Source organism: Rhizobium aethiopicum, from assembly GCF_900094625.1.
GTDB classification, from domain to species: Bacteria; Pseudomonadota; Alphaproteobacteria; order Rhizobiales; family Rhizobiaceae; genus Rhizobium; species Rhizobium aethiopicum.
Genome location: NZ_FMAJ01000038.1, coordinates 1 through 18,467 on the forward strand (window position 1 = coordinate 1; position 18,467 = coordinate 18,467).

The 18,467-nt window shown below is 60.0% G+C and carries 15 protein-coding genes and 1 tRNA gene; 15 read left to right on the forward strand and 1 reads right to left on the reverse strand.

Going from position 1 to position 18,467, the window contains the following annotated elements:
* The 11 genes from GA0061105_RS31120 to rpoC all read left to right on the forward strand — a co-directional run.
* The coding region (locus GA0061105_RS31120) for an EF-Tu C-terminal domain-related protein (RefSeq protein WP_018010126.1) at positions 1–95 on the forward strand (95 nt) is incomplete at its 5' end.
* 512 nt (positions 96–607) lie between these two features.
* Positions 608–1,501 (forward strand): NAD-dependent epimerase/dehydratase family protein, encoded by an 894-nt coding sequence (locus GA0061105_RS31125; RefSeq protein WP_064692626.1) that lies wholly within the window; start codon positions 608–610, stop codon positions 1,499–1,501.
* 166 nt (positions 1,502–1,667) lie between these two features.
* Positions 1,668–1,743: transfer RNA gene (locus tag GA0061105_RS31130), tRNA-Trp, on the forward strand.
* Between the two features lie 193 nt (positions 1,744–1,936).
* The gene (secE, locus tag GA0061105_RS31135) at positions 1,937–2,137 is read left to right on the forward strand and encodes a preprotein translocase subunit SecE (RefSeq protein ID WP_003573826.1); all 201 of its coding nucleotides are present in this window, start codon (positions 1,937–1,939) and stop codon (positions 2,135–2,137) included.
* Positions 2,138–2,154: 17 nt separating this feature from the next.
* Positions 2,155–2,685, forward strand: coding sequence for a transcription termination/antitermination protein NusG (nusG, locus tag GA0061105_RS31140; protein ID WP_007791989.1), 531 nt, complete (start codon positions 2,155–2,157; stop codon positions 2,683–2,685).
* Between the two features lie 178 nt (positions 2,686–2,863).
* Positions 2,864–3,295: a 50S ribosomal protein L11 gene (gene rplK, locus GA0061105_RS31145; protein ID WP_064692627.1), complete on the forward strand. Its 432-nt coding sequence runs from the start codon at positions 2,864–2,866 to the stop codon at positions 3,293–3,295.
* Positions 3,296–3,299: 4 nt separating this feature from the next.
* On the forward strand, positions 3,300–4,001 hold the full coding sequence (gene rplA / locus GA0061105_RS31150) for a 50S ribosomal protein L1 (RefSeq protein ID WP_092755184.1): 702 nt from the start codon (positions 3,300–3,302) through the stop codon (positions 3,999–4,001).
* A gap of 328 nt (positions 4,002–4,329) precedes the next feature.
* Positions 4,330–4,848 (forward strand): 50S ribosomal protein L10, encoded by a 519-nt coding sequence (rplJ, locus tag GA0061105_RS31155; RefSeq protein ID WP_064692628.1) that lies wholly within the window; start codon positions 4,330–4,332, stop codon positions 4,846–4,848.
* Between the two features lie 58 nt (positions 4,849–4,906).
* Positions 4,907–5,287 (forward strand): 50S ribosomal protein L7/L12, encoded by a 381-nt coding sequence (gene rplL, locus GA0061105_RS31160; RefSeq protein WP_064692629.1) that lies wholly within the window; start codon positions 4,907–4,909, stop codon positions 5,285–5,287.
* Between the two features lie 261 nt (positions 5,288–5,548).
* Positions 5,549–9,688: a DNA-directed RNA polymerase subunit beta gene (rpoB, locus tag GA0061105_RS31165; RefSeq protein WP_064692630.1), complete on the forward strand. Its 4,140-nt coding sequence runs from the start codon at positions 5,549–5,551 to the stop codon at positions 9,686–9,688.
* 187 nt (positions 9,689–9,875) lie between these two features.
* Complete coding sequence (gene rpoC, locus GA0061105_RS31170; protein WP_092755187.1) at positions 9,876–14,084, forward strand: DNA-directed RNA polymerase subunit beta'; 4,209 nt, start codon at positions 9,876–9,878, stop codon at positions 14,082–14,084.
* Positions 14,085–14,259: 175 nt separating this feature from the next.
* Here the strand turns inward: rpoC and GA0061105_RS31175 are convergent, their stop codons facing one another.
* Positions 14,260–14,553 (reverse strand): hypothetical protein, encoded by a 294-nt coding sequence (locus GA0061105_RS31175; RefSeq protein WP_009992164.1) that lies wholly within the window; start codon positions 14,551–14,553, stop codon positions 14,260–14,262.
* Positions 14,554–15,052: 499 nt separating this feature from the next.
* Between GA0061105_RS31175 and rpsL the strand changes: the two genes are divergently transcribed.
* The 4 genes from rpsL to GA0061105_RS31195 all read left to right on the forward strand — a co-directional run.
* On the forward strand, positions 15,053–15,424 hold the full coding sequence (rpsL, locus tag GA0061105_RS31180) for a 30S ribosomal protein S12 (RefSeq protein WP_003547537.1): 372 nt from the start codon (positions 15,053–15,055) through the stop codon (positions 15,422–15,424).
* A 76-nt stretch (positions 15,425–15,500) separates the two neighbouring features.
* Positions 15,501–15,971, forward strand: coding sequence for a 30S ribosomal protein S7 (gene rpsG, locus GA0061105_RS31185; RefSeq protein ID WP_004669085.1), 471 nt, complete (start codon positions 15,501–15,503; stop codon positions 15,969–15,971).
* A 29-nt stretch (positions 15,972–16,000) separates the two neighbouring features.
* Positions 16,001–18,100 carry an elongation factor G gene (gene fusA / locus GA0061105_RS31190; protein ID WP_064692632.1) on the forward strand — a complete coding sequence of 700 codons (2,100 nt, stop codon included), beginning with the start codon at positions 16,001–16,003 and terminating at the stop codon, positions 18,098–18,100.
* Positions 18,101–18,168: 68 nt separating this feature from the next.
* A partial coding sequence (locus GA0061105_RS31195; protein ID WP_026619419.1) for a GTP-binding protein occupies positions 18,169–18,467 on the forward strand: 299 nt, incomplete at its 3' end.

Consider the following 18,467-nt stretch of genomic DNA (forward strand, 5'->3'; position numbering starts at 1 on the left):
TCGTTCCGATCGCGATGGAAGAAAAGCTGCGCTTCGCTATCCGCGAAGGCGGCCGCACCGTCGGCGCCGGCATCGTCGCTTCGATCGTCGAGTAACCTTTAGGTTATCCACAATGAGGAAAACCCCGCTGGAAACAGCGGGGTTTTTCGTTTTTGATGGCTTCCGGCTCGTTTAACAGGTGTTGTAAAAATATCGTTAAAACTGCCCGTCACAGTATTTTGTTCATCTCACGTTCAGAAAGCGGTTGTGATTGGCTCATTTTAGTCCAGACTCCTTCTTGTAAAGAGGAGAGCCCGGATGATTCCAAAGGCCACATTCGCTGCGACGATATTCGCAATGTATGTTTTCACGATGTTTTTCATCGCTGCAATTCCGCAAGAGGTTGTTCAGTCCGCGGGAGTGCAGATCAATGAGGTAAGCGTCGTCAAGTGACGAGCTTTCCAGGTCATCGCAGGGGGGCTGCGGTGATAGGGCAGTAATTCGCCAGGTGCTCCCGGATAGGGTGCTCCCGGCGCGGCGGGGTGAAACCCCTTGCAGAACGCTCGCTTGCTCTTCGCGCGGAAGCGTCTAACTATGCCTCCCGGTTTCATGGTGCGGAGGACATTCGATGAAGAAGCGCATTCTATTCACCGGCGGTTCCGGCAAGGCAGGTCGCCATGCCGTGCCATGGCTTGTCAATGCGGGTTACGAGGTCCACAATCTTGATCTCGTGCCGCTGGACAGTCCCGGCGTCACCAATCTCATCGCCGACATCACCGATAGCGGGCAGGTCTTCAACGCGCTGTCGATGCACCGCGATTTCCCCGATCTCGATGCGGGCAGGGGTGTCCAGCCCTTCGATGCCGTGGTGCATTTCGCCGCCATTCCGCGCATCCTGATCAAGCCCGACAACGAGACCTTCCGCATCAACACGATGGGCACTTACAATGTCATCGAGGCTGCGGTGAAGCTCGGCATCCGGAAGATCGTCGTTGCGTCGAGCGAGACGACCTACGGCGTCTGCTTCGCCGAGGGACATCGCGATTTCCACCAGTTTCCCTTGGAGGAAGACTACGACGTCAATCCAATGGATTCCTACGGCCTTTCCAAGGTGGTCAACGAAAAGACGGCGCGCGCCTTTGCCGAACGGTCGGGCTTCGACATCTATGCGCTGCGCATCGGCAACGTTATCGAACCGCACGAATATGAGCGATTCCCGACCTATTTTGCCCATCCCGAGATGCGCAAGCGTATCACCTGGAGCTATATCGACGCGCGCGACCTCGGGCAGATTTGCCACCTCTGCATCCAGAAGGACGGGCTCGGTTACCAGGTCTTCAACGCCGCCAACGACACCGTTTCGGCCAACACGCCGTCGAAGGAGCTTGCGAAGCGATTCTTCCCGAACGTGCCCTTCACCCGCGAGATCGGTGAATATGAGGGGCTGCTTTCCAACCGGAAGATTCGCGAGGTGCTGGGCTTCAAGGAAGAACACGACTGGCGGAAGTATGTGAACGTCTGAACGCTTTCCGGCCGTCGATCGAGAGGCTGGACGCTCGCGATGAGCAGAAGGGCTCTGAAAATCGAAAATCGTGCTTGCCAATCCGCTGCCGCCGTCTTAAAGGGAGCGCCATGCATTTCGGCAGCGATTTGCGGGTCTTGGCTCGGGCGCTGAAGGACAGGCATGAAGGGGTATAGCTCAGTTGGTAGAGCGGCGGTCTCCAAAACCGCAGGTCGGGGGTTCGAGCCCCTCTGCCCCTGCCATCTTCCCTGATACGGACAGCGCGGCCGTGCTCGCGGCGTTCCGGCTAGGGATCGATCGGTGGCAAGTAATTTCGTTAAACTTCGGTTTCCCTCTTGTGTATTCGGGAATCGGTGTTTATTTAGGGTTCAACAGACACGCGGTGCGTGGGGCTGATAGTTTCAGCTTTACGCGCCGTAATTGCGTGGGCAGTCGATGGCATCCAAATCCAATCCATTTGCGTTTCTGCAGCAGGTTCGCTCCGAGACGTCCAAGGTCACATGGCCGTCGCGCCGCGAGACGATGATCTCGACGGTCATGGTGCTGGTGATGGTGGTTTTCGCCGCGCTGTTTTTCTTTGCCGCTGACCAGCTGATCGGCTGGGTCCTGAGCTTCGTGCTCAATACCGGCAACTGATACGGGTGGAGATGAAAATGGCGGCACGTTGGTACATCGTCCACGCGTACTCTAATTTTGAAAAGAAGGTGGCTGAAGACATCGAGAACAAGGCTCGCCAGAAGGGGCTTGAGCACCTGTTCGAGAAGATCCTCGTGCCGACCGAAAAGGTTGTGGAGGTGCGTCGCGGCCGCAAGGTCGATAGCGAGCGCAAGTTCTTTCCGGGTTATGTCCTGGTCCGCGCCAATTTGACGGACGAGGCTTACCACCTGATCAAGAATACGCCGAAGGTCACGGGTTTCCTCGGTTCCGACAATAAGCCCGTTCCGATTCCGGATTATGAAGCCGAGCGCATTCTTGGCCAGGTTCAGGAAGGCGTCGAGCGGCCTAAGGCGTCCGTTACTTTCGAAATCGGCGAGCAGGTCCGCGTTTCCGATGGTCCCTTCGCCTCGTTCAACGGCACGGTTCAGGATGTGGACGAAGAACGTTCGCGCCTGAAGGTGGAGGTGTCGATTTTCGGCCGCGCAACGCCGGTCGAGCTGGAATACGCGCAGGTCGAGAAGGTCTGATCGCTGGAGATTGGAAGCTGGTCCTTGTGGCCTGGTTCCCGCGGACCTCGTCCGCATCCGCGTGGAAGGTGAGGGGTCTTAGCCGGACCCTAAATGATCCGCACCACGCAACCGCAGCCGCCGGAGAGATCCGGCATCACGGGCCGGGCGACCGGTCGTTCATGAAAGGCAGAGAGATATGGCTAAGAAAGTTGCAGGCCAGCTCAAGCTTCAGGTCAAGGCAGGATCGGCAAACCCGTCCCCGCCGATTGGTCCGGCGCTTGGTCAGCGTGGCATTAACATCATGGAATTCTGCAAGGCGTTCAATGCCGCCACGCAGGAAATGGAAAAGGGTATGCCGATCCCGGTCGTCATCACCTATTACCAGGACAAGTCCTTCACCTTCGCGATGAAGCAGCCTCCGGTCAGCTACTGGCTGAAGAAGGAAGCGAAGATCACGTCCGGTTCCAAGACGCCCGGCAAGGGCGCGAAGGTCGGCTCCCTCACCAAGGCTCAGATCAAGTCGATCGCAGAAGCCAAGATGAAGGATCTGAATGCAGCGGATATCGAAGGTGCAATGGCGATGATCGAGGGCTCTGCCCGCGCCATGGGCCTGGAAGTGGTGGGTTAATATCATGGCTGGCAAGCGCACTCGCAAGATCAACGAAGGTGTTGATCCCACAAAGCTCTACGCTCTGACCCAGGCCATCGGCATGGTCAAGGAACGGGCTGTCGCCAAGTTCGACGAAACCATCGAAGTCTCGATGAACCTCGGCGTCGACCCGCGCCATGCGGACCAGATGGTTCGCGGCGTCGTCAACCTGCCGAACGGCACGGGCCGTACGGTTCGCGTCGCAGTCTTCGCTCGCGGCGCCAAGGCCGATGAAGCCAAGGCTGCCGGTGCCGATGTCGTCGGTGCCGAAGACCTCGTCGACATCGTCCAGGGCGGCAAGATCGAATTCGATCGCTGCATCGCCACCCCCGACATGATGCCGCTCGTTGGCCGCCTCGGTAAGGTTCTCGGCCCCCGCGGCATGATGCCGAACCCGAAGGTCGGCACCGTCACCATGGACGTCGCCGGAGCCGTCAAGGCCTCCAAGGGCGGCGCCGTCGAGTTCCGCGTCGAGAAGGCTGGCATCGTCCATGCCGGCATCGGCAAGGCCTCTTTCGACGCCAAGGCACTGGAAGAAAACATCCGCGCCTTCGCTGATGCCGTCATCAAGGCAAAGCCTGCTGGCGCCAAGGGCAACTACGTCAAGCGCGTAGCGATTTCCTCGACCATGGGTCCGGGCGTCAAGATCGAAGTCGGATCGGTTACGGCAGCTCCGACTGCATAAGTTCATGGCCGGGCCTCGGCCCGGTCTCAGAATTCCGGCCTCGCGAGAGGCCGGAATATTCCGGAGAAATCCGGAATCCTGTCCGAGATTGCAGGTGGTTTTCCCTTAATCACTTGGCCTGCATGAGACGGGTAAGACCCGAATTGCATGAAGTTCGCTTCTAGGAATTTGGTTCGAGCCTTGGATGCCTTGTGCCTCCTTGCCTTGATTGGCGCGGAGCGCGAGGGGACAGGATCCTCAAGCGTCGCTTGGGATCTCTTTTGATCCCAGGGGGCAAAAGGCAACCCGGTGGGTCCGATCAAACGGTCCCGCCAACTGGAGATAGGCAGTGGAAAGAGCGGAAAAGCGCGAATTTGTCACGGAACTGAACGAAGTCTTCAAGGCTTCGGGCTCGGTTGTCGTGGCCCACTATGCTGGTGCTACAGTCGCACAGATGAACGATTTTCGTTCGAAGATGCGCGCTGCTGGCGGCACCGTCAAAGTCGCGAAAAACCGCCTGGCCAAAATTGCCCTTCAGGGTACGGAAGCGGAAGGGATTACCAATCTCTTCAAGGGTCAGACCCTCATTGCTTACAGCAATGATCCGATCACCGCTCCGAAGGTCGTCATGGATTTCGCCAAGACCAACGACAAGATCGTGGTTCTCGGCGGCGCCATGGGCACGACAACGCTGAACGCCGAAGGTGTCAAGTCGCTTGCGACCCTGCCTTCGCTGGACGAACTGCGTGCGAAGCTGCTGGGCATGATCCAGACACCGGCTACCCGCATTGCAGGCGTTGTTGCCGCACCGGCAAGCCAGCTTGCTCGCGTGTTCTCGGCCTATGCCAAGAAGGACGAAGCCGCTTAAGGCGGTTTTTCGCTGTTTATAATCAACCGGTTCGAACCGAACAAAAGGAACTAGTAAAATGGCTGATCTCGCAAAGATCGTTGACGACCTCTCCTCGCTGACCGTTCTGGAAGCTGCAGAACTGTCGAAGCTTCTCGAAGAAAAGTGGGGCGTTTCCGCCGCTGCTCCGGTAGCTGTTGCTGCCGTTGGTGGTGGTGCCGGCGCTGCTGCTCCGGTCGAGGAAGAAAAGACCGAGTTCGACGTCATCCTCACGGATGCTGGCGCCAACAAGATCAACGTCATCAAGGAAGTCCGCGCCATCACCGGCCTCGGCCTCAAGGAAGCCAAGGACCTCGTCGAAGGCGCTCCGAAGGCTGTCAAGGAAGGCGTTTCCAAGGCTGAAGCCGCCGACATCAAGAAGAAGCTTGAAGACGCTGGCGCCAAGGCCGACGTCAAGTAAGCTTGAACTGCTTTTGGGAGGTAGCGTCTGCTGCCTCCCATTTGCCGTTTTTCTGAACGAATTACCCAAAAGCCGCGTCAAAACGGCTTTTGGGTAATGGGTTCTTCAAAAGGATAGTCTCGCACCGAGGGCAGCACAGCAATCCGAGCTGGGCGTTTTCGGGAGTCGGACGAGATTGAACTACCCATTGATTGACGGGATCGACTGGCCATCGGTTCCCGTCCGTTGCAGGCCCGGGTGCAAGATTTTGAAGGAGCGACGATGGCTCAGACCCTTTCGTTCAACGGTCGCAGGCGCGTACGCAAGTTTTTTGGTAAGATCCCCGAAGTCGCAGAAATGCCGAACCTCATCGAGGTTCAGAAGGCGTCCTACGACCAGTTTCTGATGGTGGAAGAGCCGAAGGGCGGCCGGCCCGACGAGGGTCTTCAGGCCGTCTTCAAGTCGGTTTTCCCGATCACCGATTTTTCCGGCGCCTCGATGCTGGAATTCGTATCCTATGAGTTCGAGCCGCCGAAGTTCGATGTGGACGAATGCCGTCAGCGCGACCTGACCTATGCCGCGCCGCTGAAGGTGACGCTGCGCCTCATCGTGTTCGATATTGACGAGGATACCGGCGCGAAGTCGATCAAGGACATCAAGGAACAGTCGGTTTACATGGGCGACATGCCGCTCATGACCAACAACGGCACGTTCATCGTCAACGGCACCGAGCGCGTCATCGTGTCGCAGATGCACCGCTCGCCGGGCGTGTTCTTCGACCATGACAAGGGCAAGAGCCATTCTTCCGGCAAGCTGCTCTTTGCCGCCCGCGTCATTCCCTATCGCGGTTCCTGGCTCGATATCGAATTCGACGCCAAGGACATCGTCTACGCCCGTATCGACCGCCGCCGCAAGATCCCGGTGACGTCGCTCCTGATGGCGCTCGGCATGGACGGCGAGGAAATCCTCGACACCTTCTACACGAAGTCGCTCTACAAGCGCGACGGCGAAGGCTGGCGCATTCCCTTCAAGCCGGAGACGCTGAAGGGCGCCAAGGCGATTACCGAGATGGTCGACGCCGATACCGGTGAAGTCGTCGTGGAAGCCGGCAAGAAGCTGACCCCGCGCCTGCTGCGCCAGCTTTCCGACAAGGGCCTGAAGGCCCTGAAGGCCGGCGACGATGACCTTTACGGCAACTATCTCGCCGAAGACATCGTCAACTACTCGACGGGTGAGATCTATCTCGAAGCCGGCGATGAGATCGACGAGAAGACGCTTGGCATCATCCTGTCGAACGGTTTCGACGAGATCCCGGTTCTCGGCATCGACCACATCAATGTCGGCGCCTATATCCGCAATACGCTTTCGGCCGACAAGAACGAGAACCGTCAGGACGCTCTGTTCGACATCTACCGCGTCATGCGTCCGGGTGAACCGCCGACCATGGAATCGGCCGAAGCCATGTTCAACTCGCTGTTCTTCGATGCGGAGCGTTACGATCTCTCCGCCGTCGGCCGCGTCAAGATGAACATGCGTCTCGACCTGACCGTCGAAGACACCGTCCGCATCCTGCGCAAGGACGACATCCTGGCTGTGGTCAAGATGCTGGTCGAACTGCGCGACGGCAAGGGCGAGATCGACGACATCGACAACCTCGGCAACCGCCGCGTCCGCTCGGTCGGCGAGCTGATGGAGAACCAGTACCGTCTCGGCCTGCTCCGCATGGAGCGCGCGATCAAGGAACGCATGTCCTCGATCGAGATCGACACGGTCATGCCGCAGGACCTGATCAACGCCAAGCCGGCTGCTGCCGCCGTCCGCGAATTCTTCGGTTCCTCGCAGCTCTCGCAGTTCATGGACCAGGTCAACCCGCTCTCGGAAATCACCCATAAGCGCCGTCTCTCGGCCCTTGGCCCGGGCGGTCTGACCCGCGAGCGCGCCGGCTTCGAAGTGCGCGACGTTCATCCGACCCATTACGGCCGTATTTGCCCGATCGAAACGCCGGAAGGCCCGAACATCGGTCTGATCAACTCGCTGGCGACCTTCGCGCGCGTCAACAAGTACGGCTTCATCGAAAGCCCGTACCGCCGCATCGTCGACGGCAAGGTGACGAACGACGTGCTCTACCTCTCCGCCATGGAAGAGGCGAAGTACTACGTGGCCCAGGCCAACGCCGAGATGAACCCCGACGGTTCCTTCGTCGATGAATTCGTTGTCTGCCGTCACGCCGGCGAAGTCATGCTCGCTCCGCGCGACAGCATGAACCTGATGGACGTTTCGCCGAAGCAGGTCGTTTCGGTCGCAGCCGCGCTCATCCCGTTCCTGGAAAACGACGACGCCAACCGCGCCCTCATGGGCTCGAACATGCAGCGTCAGGCCGTGCCGCTGCTGCGCGCCGAAGCGCCGTTCGTCGGTACCGGCATGGAGCCGGTGGTCGCCCGTGACTCGGGCGCTGCCATCGGCGCCCGCCGCGGCGGCGTGGTCGACCAGGTCGACGCGACGCGTATCGTTATCCGCGCCACGGAAGATCTCGAAGCCGGCAAATCCGGCGTCGATATCTACCGCCTGCAGAAGTTCCAGCGTTCGAACCAGAACACCTGCGTCAACCAGCGTCCGCTGGTCACCGTCGGTGACGTCGTCAACCGCGGTGACATTCTCGCCGACGGTCCGTCGACCGATCTCGGCGACCTGGCGCTCGGCCGCAACGCGCTCGTCGCGTTCATGCCCTGGAACGGCTACAACTACGAAGACTCGATCCTGCTCTCCGAGCGCATCGTGGCCGACGACGTGTTCACCTCCATCCACATCGAAGAATTCGAAGTGATGGCGCGCGACACCAAGCTCGGTCCTGAGGAAATCACCCGCGATATTCCGAACGTTTCGGAAGAAGCGCTGAAGAACCTCGACGAAGCCGGCATCGTCTACATCGGCGCCGAAGTTCAGCCCGGCGATATCCTCGTCGGCAAGATCACGCCGAAGGGCGAAAGCCCGATGACGCCGGAAGAAAAGCTTCTGCGCGCCATCTTCGGCGAAAAGGCCTCCGACGTGCGCGATACCTCCATGCGCATGCCACCCGGCACCTACGGCACGATCGTCGAAGTGCGCGTCTTCAACCGCCATGGCGTGGAGAAGGACGAACGCGCGATGGCGATCGAGCGCGAAGAGATCGAGCGGCTTGCAAAGGACCGCGACGACGAGCAGGCGATCCTCGACCGTAACGTCTACGGCCGTCTGATCGACATGCTGCGCGGCCAGGTCTCGATTGCCGGCCCGAAGGGCTTCAAGAAGGGCACCGAGCTTTCGAACGCCGTGGTCTCCGAATACCCCCGCTCGCAGTGGTGGATGTTTGCCGTCGAGGACGAGAAGGTCCAGAGCGAGCTCGAAGCGCTCCGCGGCCAGTACGACGAATCCAAGTCACGCCTTGAACAGCGCTTCATGGACAAAGTCGAGAAGGTCCAGCGCGGCGATGAAATGCCTCCGGGCGTGATGAAGATGGTCAAGGTCTTCGTCGCCGTGAAGCGCAAGATCCAGCCTGGCGACAAGATGGCCGGCCGTCACGGGAACAAGGGCGTGGTCTCGCGCATTGTGCCTGTCGAGGACATGCCGTTCCTCGAAGACGGCACGCATGTCGACGTCGTTCTGAACCCGCTCGGCGTGCCTTCGCGCATGAACGTCGGCCAGATCCTTGAAACGCACCTGGGCTGGGCTTGCGCCGGCATGGGTCGCCAGATCGGCGAACTGATCGAAGCGTATAAGGCCAATGGCAACATCGAGCCGCTGCGCAAGACCATCGGCGATGTCGTCGGTGCCGGTCCAAAGGCCGAACAGGTCCAGGACTTCGACGACGATTCCGTTCTGCGTCTCGCCGATCAGTGGAAGCGCGGCGTTTCGATCGCAACGCCGGTCTTCGACGGTGCGAACGAAGGCGACGTCAACGACATGCTGCGTCTGGCAGGCCTCAAGGACACGGGGCAGTCGACGCTTTATGACGGCCGTACCGGCGAGCAGTTCGACCGCCAGGTCACGGTGGGCTACATCTACATGCTGAAGCTCAACCACCTGGTCGACGACAAGATCCATGCCCGTTCGATCGGTCCTTACTCGCTCGTGACGCAGCAGCCGCTGGGCGGCAAGGCGCAGTTCGGCGGTCAGCGCTTCGGCGAAATGGAAGTCTGGGCGCTCGAAGCCTATGGCGCAGCCTACACGCTGCAGGAAATGCTGACGGTGAAGTCGGACGACGTCGCCGGCCGCACCAAGGTCTACGAAGCCATCGTCCGCGGCGACGACACGTTCGAAGCCGGTATTCCGGAAAGCTTCAACGTTCTCGTCAAGGAAATGCGCTCGCTGGGCCTCAGCGTCGAGCTCGAGAACACCAAGCTTGACGAAGCGCAGGCAGCCCAGCTGCCCGACGCGGCCGAGTAAGCACCAATAGGGCGTGCGCTGCAATGCGGCGCACGCCGGTCCCGCCGGGCGCCGTATCCGTGTCGGCCCGGAAGGGAAGTTTCGCCGCATCTTGCGGTTATTCTCGTTTAAGCGAGGGAGGCGGCTCCCGGGAATTGCCGCTGACCATCGCATTTTGAGGGCGCTTTAGCCCATGAAGGAGACAGGCATGAACCAAGAGGTCATGAATCTTTTCAATCCGCAGGTGCCTGCACAGAATTTCGATTCCATTCGGATTTCGATCGCATCTCCGGAGAAGATCCTCTCCTGGTCCTACGGTGAGATCAAGAAGCCGGAAACCATCAACTACCGTACGTTCAAGCCGGAACGCGACGGTCTGTTCTGCGCGCGCATCTTCGGGCCGATCAAGGACTACGAGTGCTTGTGCGGCAAGTACAAGCGCATGAAGTACAAGGGCATCATCTGCGAAAAGTGCGGCGTCGAAGTCACGCTGTCGCGCGTTCGCCGTGAGCGCATGGGCCATATCGAGCTTGCCGCTCCGGTTGCCCACATCTGGTTCCTGAAGTCGCTGCCGTCACGCATTTCGACGCTGCTCGACATGACGCTGAAGGATGTCGAGCGCGTTCTCTACTTCGAAAACTACATCGTCACCGAGCCGGGCCTGACCGCACTCAAGGAGCACCAGCTCCTGACGGAAGAAGAGTACATGCTTGCCGTTGACGAATACGGCGAAGACCAGTTCACGGCCATGATCGGTGCGGAAGCCATCTATGAGATGCTGGCTTCGATGAACCTCGAAAAGATCGCTGGCGATCTGCGTTCCGAGCTTGCCGACACCACGTCGGATCTCAAGCAGAAGAAGCTGATGAAGCGCCTGAAGATCGTCGAGAACTTCATGGAATCCGGCAACCGTCCGGAATGGATGATCATGAAGGTCGTTCCGGTCATCCCGCCGGATCTGCGCCCGCTGGTTCCGCTCGACGGCGGCCGTTTCGCGACGTCTGATCTGAACGATCTCTATCGCCGCGTCATCAACCGTAACAACCGTCTGAAGCGCCTGATCGAACTGCGTGCGCCCGGCATCATCATCCGCAACGAAAAGCGCATGCTGCAGGAATCGGTCGATGCGCTGTTCGACAACGGCCGCCGCGGCCGCGTCATCACCGGCGCCAACAAGCGTCCGCTGAAGTCGCTCTCCGACATGCTCAAGGGCAAGCAGGGCCGCTTCCGTCAGAACCTGCTCGGCAAGCGCGTCGACTATTCCGGCCGTTCGGTCATCGTCACCGGTCCGGAACTGAAGCTGCACCAGTGCGGTCTGCCGAAGAAGATGGCGCTCGAGCTCTTCAAGCCGTTCATCTATGCCCGTCTCGACGCCAAGGGTTACTCCTCGACCGTCAAGCAGGCCAAGAAGCTGGTCGAAAAGGAAAAGCCTGAGGTCTGGGATATCCTCGACGAAGTCATCCGCGAGCATCCGGTTCTCCTGAACCGCGCACCGACGCTGCACCGCCTGGGCATCCAGGCCTTCGAACCCACCCTGGTCGAAGGCAAGGCAATCCAGCTGCACCCGCTCGTCTGCACGGCCTTCAACGCCGACTTCGACGGTGACCAGATGGCCGTTCACGTGCCGCTGTCGCTCGAAGCCCAGCTCGAAGCCCGCGTGCTGATGATGTCGACCAACAACATCCTGCACCCGGCCAACGGCGCGCCGATCATCGTTCCCTCGCAGGACATGGTTCTCGGCCTGTATTACCTGTCGATCCTGAACCAGAACGAGCCGGGCGAAGGCATGGCCTTCTCCGATCTCGGTGAGCTGCATCATGCGCTCGAAAACAAGGTCGTCACGCTGCACACCAAGATCCGCGGCCGCTTTAAGTCGATCGGCGAGGATGGCAAGCCTTACTCGAAGATCTATGAGACGACGCCTGGCCGTTTGCTCATCGGCGAGCTGCTGCCGAAGAACGGCAAGGTGCCCTTCGACATCTGCAACCAGGAAATGACCAAGAAGAACATCTCCAAGATGATCGACACGGTCTACCGCCATTGCGGCCAGAAGGACACGGTCATCTTCTGCGACCGCATCATGCAGCTCGGCTTCGCCCATGCCTGCCGCGCCGGCATTTCGTTCGGCAAGGACGACATGGTCATCCCGGCCACCAAGGCGAAGATCGTTGCCGACACCGAGAACCTGGTGAAGGAATACGAGCAGCAGTACAATGACGGCCTCATCACCCAGGGTGAAAAGTACAACAAGGTTGTCGACGCCTGGGGCAAGGCGACCGAAAAGGTCGCCGAAGAGATGATGGCGCGCATTAAGGCTGTCGAATTCGATGAGAACACCGGCCGTCAGAAGCCGATGAACTCGATCTACATGATGAGCCACTCCGGCGCCCGCGGTTCTCCGAACCAGATGCGTCAGCTGGGCGGCATGCGCGGCCTCATGGCCAAGCCGTCGGGTGAAATCATCGAGACGCCGATCATCTCGAACTTCAAGGAAGGCCTGACCGTCAACGAGTACTTCAACTCGACGCACGGCGCCCGCAAGGGTCTGGCAGACACCGCCTTGAAGACCGCAAACTCCGGCTACCTGACCCGCCGTCTCGTCGACGTCGCGCAGGATTGCATCGTGACGCACGTCGATTGCGGCACCGAAACCGGCCTGACCATGACCGCCATCGTCGATGCCGGCCAGGTCGTCGCCTCGCTCGGCGCCCGCATCCTCGGCCGCACGGCGCTCGACGACATCGATCATCCGGTCACCGGTGAGCGCATCGTCGATGCCGGCAAGATGATCCTCGAGCCCGATGTCATCGAAATCGAGAAGGCCGGTATTCAGTCGATCCGCATCCGCTCGGCGCTGACCTGCGAAATCCAGACGGGCGTCTGCTCGGTCTGCTACGGCCGCGACCTCGCGCGCGGTACGCCTGTCAACATGGGCGAAGCTGTCGGCGTCATCGCCGCTCAGTCGATCGGCGAGCCGGGAACCCAGCTCACCATGCGTACCTTCCACCTTGGCGGTACGGCAACCGTGGTCGACCAGTCGTTCCTGGAAGCCTCGTACGAGGGTACGGTGCAGATCAAGAACCGCAACGTGCTGCGCAACTCTGAAGGCAGCCTTGTTGCCATGGGCCGCAACATGACCGTCCAGATCCTGGACGAACGTGGTGTGGAGCGCTCGTCGCAGCGCGTCGCCTACGGTTCGAAGCTGCACGTCGACGAAGGCGACAAGGTCAAGCGCGGCCAGCGTCTGGCAGAGTGGGATCCGTACACCCGTCCGATGATGACGGAAGTCGCCGGTACCGTTCAGTTCGAAGACCTCGTTGACGGTCTCTCGGTTCTGGAAGCGACCGACGAATCCACCGGCATCACCAAGCGTCAGGTCATCGACTGGCGTTCGACCCCCCGCGGTTCGGACCTCAAGCCGGCGATCGTCATCAAGGACGCCAGCGGCAATGTCGCCAAGCTGTCGCGTGGTGGTGACGCGCGGTTCCTGCTCTCGGTCGACGCAATTCTGTCGGTCGAGCCGGGCACGAAGGTCTCCCAGGGTGACGTTCTCGCCCGTTCGCCGCTCGAAAGCGCCAAGACCAAGGACATCACCGGCGGTCTGCCGCGTGTTGCCGAGCTGTTCGAAGCGCGCCGTCCGAAGGACCATGCCATCATCGCAGAGATCGATGGCACGATCCGCCTCGGCCGCGACTACAAGAACAAGCGTCGCGTCATCATCGAGCCGGCGGAAGACGGTGTCGAGCCTGTCGAATACCTGATCCCGAAGGGCAAGCCCTTCCACCTTCAGGACGGCGACTATATCGAAAAGGGTGACTACATCCTCGACGGTAACCCGGCTCCGCACGACATCCTGGCGATCAAGGGCGTGGAGGCTCTCGCTTCCTACCTGGTCAACGAAATCCAGGAAGTCTACCGCCTGCAGGGCGTCGTCATCAACGACAAGCACATCGAGGTGATCGTCCGTCAGATGCTGCAGAAGGTGGAGATCACCGATGCAGGCGACTCGACATACATCGTCGGCGACAACGTCGACCGTATCGAGCTCGAAGACGTCAACGACCACCTGATCGAGCAGGGCAAGAAGCCCGCCCATGGCGATCCGGTTCTGCTCGGCATCACCAAGGCGTCGCTGCAGACCCCGTCCTTCATCTCGGCCGCGTCCTTCCAGGAAACGACCAAGGTGCTGACGGAAGCTGCAATCGCCGGCAAGACCGACGGTCTGCAGGGTCTGAAGGAAAACGTCATCGTCGGCCGCCTCATCCCGGCCGGCACCGGCGGCACCATGACCCAGATCCGCCGTATCGCCACATCGCGCGACGAGCTGATCCTCGAAGAGCGTCGCAAGGGCACCGGCGCGGCCGTTGCCACGCCGATGCTGCAGGACATGGCAGAAAAGGCTCCGGCTGCGGAATAATCCACGGCTGAAGTCCGGCACTGAAAATATGAATCGAAAAACCGCCCGGAGCGATCCGGGCGGTTTTCATTTCTATTGTGCTTGGGTGGATCCGGGGGAGGGCGGGCGCGCTGCCTGTCAGCCGGATTTCCGGGCGAACTCACGCTGCGAGACAGGGCCCGCTCCGCGAGTGCGGTCAGTTGAACCGGATGATCGCGACCTCGCCGTCGACCGCACCCTGGTAGGCCGAGGCATGCGGCTCTTCGGCCGGAACTTCGGTCAGCATGCCGATCTGATCGAGATCGGCCTCGATGAAGCCCTCTTCGGCCAGGGCGTTCAGCGCCTCGCGCACGGCCGTGTCGTCATCGGGCGCTTTCAGCATGATGTGCAGGTCGATGCCTTCGCTGGAGTCGGACTCATAGCCTTTGCCGATGATGATGAAGATCATCGGCCCGTCGAAATTGTTGTCGTTATCCGGTGTCGTAATCATCGCCTGTCCTTCGGCTTCCTGACGATTCGATCGCTCGAATCCTGCTATGAGGGCTTAACGCCGCAATTGCTGATTCCTTAACTGCTTTTGCTGCCATGCCCAAGTTTTTATCTTGGCGCATGGCTGCGATTTCGTCTAGGAGGTCGAAAACAGGGCGTCGGGCCCGCATATCAAGGCGTTCCGGCCAAGTTTATTTCTTAACCGGCCTTGACGAGAGTGGTGGAAACCAGTAGTACCCCGGCCATCAGATCCCATGTGAGGCTTGGCTGTTCGGAGCGACGCGCCCTGAAATTCACCTCAAACAAGGTTCTAAACGCACGTTGAAGTCATGATGCTGCACGCATGACGCATTGTTTCATGCGTCCTCTGCTCCTTGTGGTCCATCTGCGGAAGCGGATCGGGCCATATTTTGCGCATTGACGGAAGACGTGCGTCATTGCCGGAGACGGCGCGAGTTCAAGCCCGCAAGGGTACTGAGATAAACGTAAGGGATGGTTGAATGCCTACCGTAAACCAGCTGATCCGCAAGCCTCGCCAGGCGAACGTAAAGCGTAACAAGGTTCCCGCACTCCAGGAGAACCCGCAGAAGCGCGGCGTTTGCACGCGCGTCTACACGACGACGCCGAAGAAGCCGAACTCGGCTCTGCGTAAGGTCGCCAAGATCCGCCTGACCAACGGCTTCGAAGTCATTGGTTACATCCCCGGCGAAGGTCACAACCTTCAGGAGCACTCGGTCGTCATGATCCGCGGCGGCCGCGTAAAGGACCTTCCGGGTGTCCGTTATCACATCATCCGCGGCGTTCTCGATACCCAGGGTGTCAAGAACCGCAAGCAGCGTCGCTCCAAGTACGGTGCGAAGCGTCCGAAGTAATTCGGTTTGAATAATCCGGCGCTGCGCGAGGTCCTCCGCGTGATGAAGCGCCTTAACGGTTGAAGAGACGAAAAGTATGTCCAGACGTCATAAAGCAGAAAAGCGCGAGATCAATCCGGATCCGAAGTTCGGTGACCTCGTCGTCACCAAGTTCATGAATGCCATCATGCTCGATGGTAAGAAGTCCGTTGCTGAAAACATCGTCTACGGTGCGTTCGACGCCGTCCAGGGTAAGTCCAAGCAGGAGCCGCTTTCGGTATTCCATTCTGCGCTCGACAATATTGCCCCGCACGTTGAAGTCCGCTCGCGCCGTGTCGGTGGTGCGACCTACCAGGTTCCGGTCGACGTCCGTCCGGAGCGCCGCCAGGCTCTCGCCATTCGCTGGCTGATTGCCGCTGCCCGCAAGCGCAACGAAACAACCATGATCGACCGTCTGTCCGGCGAACTGCTTGATGCGTCCAACAACCGCGGCTCCGCCGTCAAGAAGCGCGAAGACACGCACAAGATGGCTGACGCCAACCGCGCGTTCTCGCACTATCGCTGGTAATTCCGAACGGTATCGAAAGGCAGTCCACAATGGCTCGCGAATATAAGATCGAAGACTACCGCAATTTCGGTATCATGGCGCATATCGACGCCGGCAAGACCACGACCACCGAGCGTATCCTTTACTACACCGGCAAGTCGCACAAGATCGGCGAAGTCCACGACGGCGCAGCCACCATGGACTGGATGGAGCAGGAGCAGGAGCGTGGCATCACGATCACCTCGGCTGCCACGACGACCTTCTGGAAGGGCCGTGACGGCAAGATGCGCCGCTTCAACATCATCGACACTCCCGGCCACGTCGACTTCACGATCGAAGTCGAGCGTTCGCTGCGCGTTCTCGACGGCGCCATCGCGCTGCTCGACGCCAACGCCGGCGTGGAGCCGCAGACGGAAACCGTCTGGCGTCAGGCTGAGAAGTACAATGTTCCGCGGATGATCTTCTGCAACAAGATGGACAAGACCGGCGCGGACTTCTACCGCTCGGTCGAGATGATCAAGACCCGCCTCGGCGCGACCGCCGTCGTCATGCAGCTGCCGATCGGCGCTGAAAGTGATTTCAAGGGCGTTATCGACCTCGTCGAGATGAACGCCCTGATCTGGCGCGACGAATCGCTCGGCGCCCAGTGGGACGTCGTCGAGATCCCGGAAGATCTGAAGGCCAAGGCTGAAGAGTACCGTGAGAAGCTGATCGAGACGGTTGTCGAGATCGACGAAGCGGCGATGGAAGCCTACCTCGAAGGCAACATGCCCGACAACGATAAGATCCGCGAACTCGTTCGTCGCGGCACCATCGACGTCAAGTTCCATCCGATGTTCTGCGGCACTGCCTTCAAGAACAAGGGCGTCCAGCCGCTGCTCGACGCTGTCGTCGACTACCTGCCGTCGCCGCTCGACATTCCGGCGATCAAGGGCATCGACTTCAAGACCGAAGCCGACATCGAGCGTCATGCAGACGATGCCGAGCCGCTTTCGATGCTGGCGTTCAAGATCATGAACGACCCTTTCGTCGGTTCGCTCACCTTCGCCCGCATCTACTCCGGCAAGCTCGAAAAGGGCTCCTCGGTTCTGAACACGGTCAAGGACAAGCGCGAGCGCGTCGGCCGCATGCTGCAGATGCATTCCAACTCGCGTGAAGACATCGAAGAAGCCTTCGCAGGCGACATCGTTGCTCTCGCCGGTCTCAAGGAAACCACCACCGGCGATACGCTCTGCGATCCGCTGAAGCCGGTTATCCTCGAGCGCATGGAATTCCCCGAGCCGGTCATCCAGATCGCCATCGAGCCGAAGTCCAAGGGCGACCAGGAAAAGATGGGCCTCGCGCTCAACCGCCTGGCGGCCGAAGACCCGTCCTTCCGCGTGAAGACGGATCAGGAATCGGGCCAGACGATCATCGCCGGCATGGGCGAACTGCACCTCGACATCATCGTCGACCGCATGCGCCGCGAGTTCAAGGTCGAAGCCAACGTCGGTGCGCCGCAGGTTGCTTACCGCGAAACCATCACGCGCCAGACCGAAGAAGACTACACGCACAAGAAGCAGACCGGTGGTACCGGCCAGTTCGCGCGCGTCAAGATCATCTTTGAACCGAACCCGGAAGGCGAAGACTTCAAGTTCGAATCTAAGATCGTCGGCGGTTCTGTTCCGAAGGAATACATCCCGGGCGTTCAGAAGGGCATCGAAAGCGTTCTGTCCTCCGGTCCGCTGGCTGGCTTCCCGATGCTCGGCGTCAAGGCGACGCTGATCGACGGCGCCTTCCACGACGTCGACTCCTCGGTCCTGGCGTTCGAAATCGCTTCCCGCGCTTGCTTCCGTGAAGCAGCGAAGAAGGCCGGCGCTCAGCTCCTCGAGCCGATGATGAAGGTCGAAGTCGTCACCCCGGAAGATTACGTTGGTGACGTTATCGGCGACCTCAACTCCCGCCGTGGCCAGATCCAGGGTCAGGAAAGCCGTGGTATCGCGGTTGTCATCAGCGCCAACGTTCCGCTGGCCAACATGTTCAAGTACGTCGACAACCTGCGCTCCATGTCGCAGGGCCGCGCTCAGTACACGATGACCTTCGATCACTACGCGCCGGTCCCGTCGAACGTCGCAACCGAAATCCAGGCAAAGTATTCCGGTCAGAAGTGACCGGAATACCTATTGACCGATAACAAGAATTAGCTCCCCTCGGGGACTAGCAAAACGGAGAGCCGAAAATGGCAAAGAGTAAGTTTGAGCGCAACAAGCCGCACGTCAACATTGGCACGATCGGCCACGTTGACCACGGCAAGACGTCTCTGACGGCAGCGATCACGAAGTACTTCGGTGAGTTCAAGGCGTACGACCAGATCGACGCGGCTCCGGAAGAGAAGGCGCGCGGCATCACGATCTCGACGGCGCACGTTGAGTATGAGACGCCGAACCGCCACTACGCGCACGTCGACTGCCCCGGCCATGCCGACTACGTCAAGAACATGATCACCGGTGCTGCCCAGATGGACGGCGCGATCCTGGT

What these genes read in the sequence shown, in the direction of transcription:
- rplA (WP_092755184.1), top strand. Translation starts at nt 3,300, where the DNA reads ATGGCTGGCAAGCGCACTCGCAAGATCAACGAAGGTGTTGATCCCACA.
- GA0061105_RS31125 (WP_064692626.1), top strand. Translation starts at nt 608, where the DNA reads ATGAAGAAGCGCATTCTATTCACCGGCGGTTCCGGCAAGGCAGGTCGC.
- fusA (WP_064692632.1), top strand. Translation starts at nt 16,001, where the DNA reads ATGGCTCGCGAATATAAGATCGAAGACTACCGCAATTTCGGTATCATG.
- rplK (WP_064692627.1), top strand. Translation starts at nt 2,864, where the DNA reads ATGGCTAAGAAAGTTGCAGGCCAGCTCAAGCTTCAGGTCAAGGCAGGA.
- rpoC (WP_092755187.1), top strand. Translation starts at nt 9,876, where the DNA reads ATGAACCAAGAGGTCATGAATCTTTTCAATCCGCAGGTGCCTGCACAG.
- rpsG (WP_004669085.1), top strand. Translation starts at nt 15,501, where the DNA reads ATGTCCAGACGTCATAAAGCAGAAAAGCGCGAGATCAATCCGGATCCG.
- rpsL (WP_003547537.1), top strand. Translation starts at nt 15,053, where the DNA reads ATGCCTACCGTAAACCAGCTGATCCGCAAGCCTCGCCAGGCGAACGTA.
- nusG (WP_007791989.1), top strand. Translation starts at nt 2,155, where the DNA reads ATGGCGGCACGTTGGTACATCGTCCACGCGTACTCTAATTTTGAAAAG.
- rpoB (WP_064692630.1), top strand. Translation starts at nt 5,549, where the DNA reads ATGGCTCAGACCCTTTCGTTCAACGGTCGCAGGCGCGTACGCAAGTTT.
- GA0061105_RS31175 (WP_009992164.1), bottom strand. Translation starts at nt 14,553, where the DNA reads ATGATTACGACACCGGATAACGACAACAATTTCGACGGGCCGATGATC.
- secE (WP_003573826.1), top strand. Translation starts at nt 1,937, where the DNA reads ATGGCATCCAAATCCAATCCATTTGCGTTTCTGCAGCAGGTTCGCTCC.
- rplL (WP_064692629.1), top strand. Translation starts at nt 4,907, where the DNA reads ATGGCTGATCTCGCAAAGATCGTTGACGACCTCTCCTCGCTGACCGTT.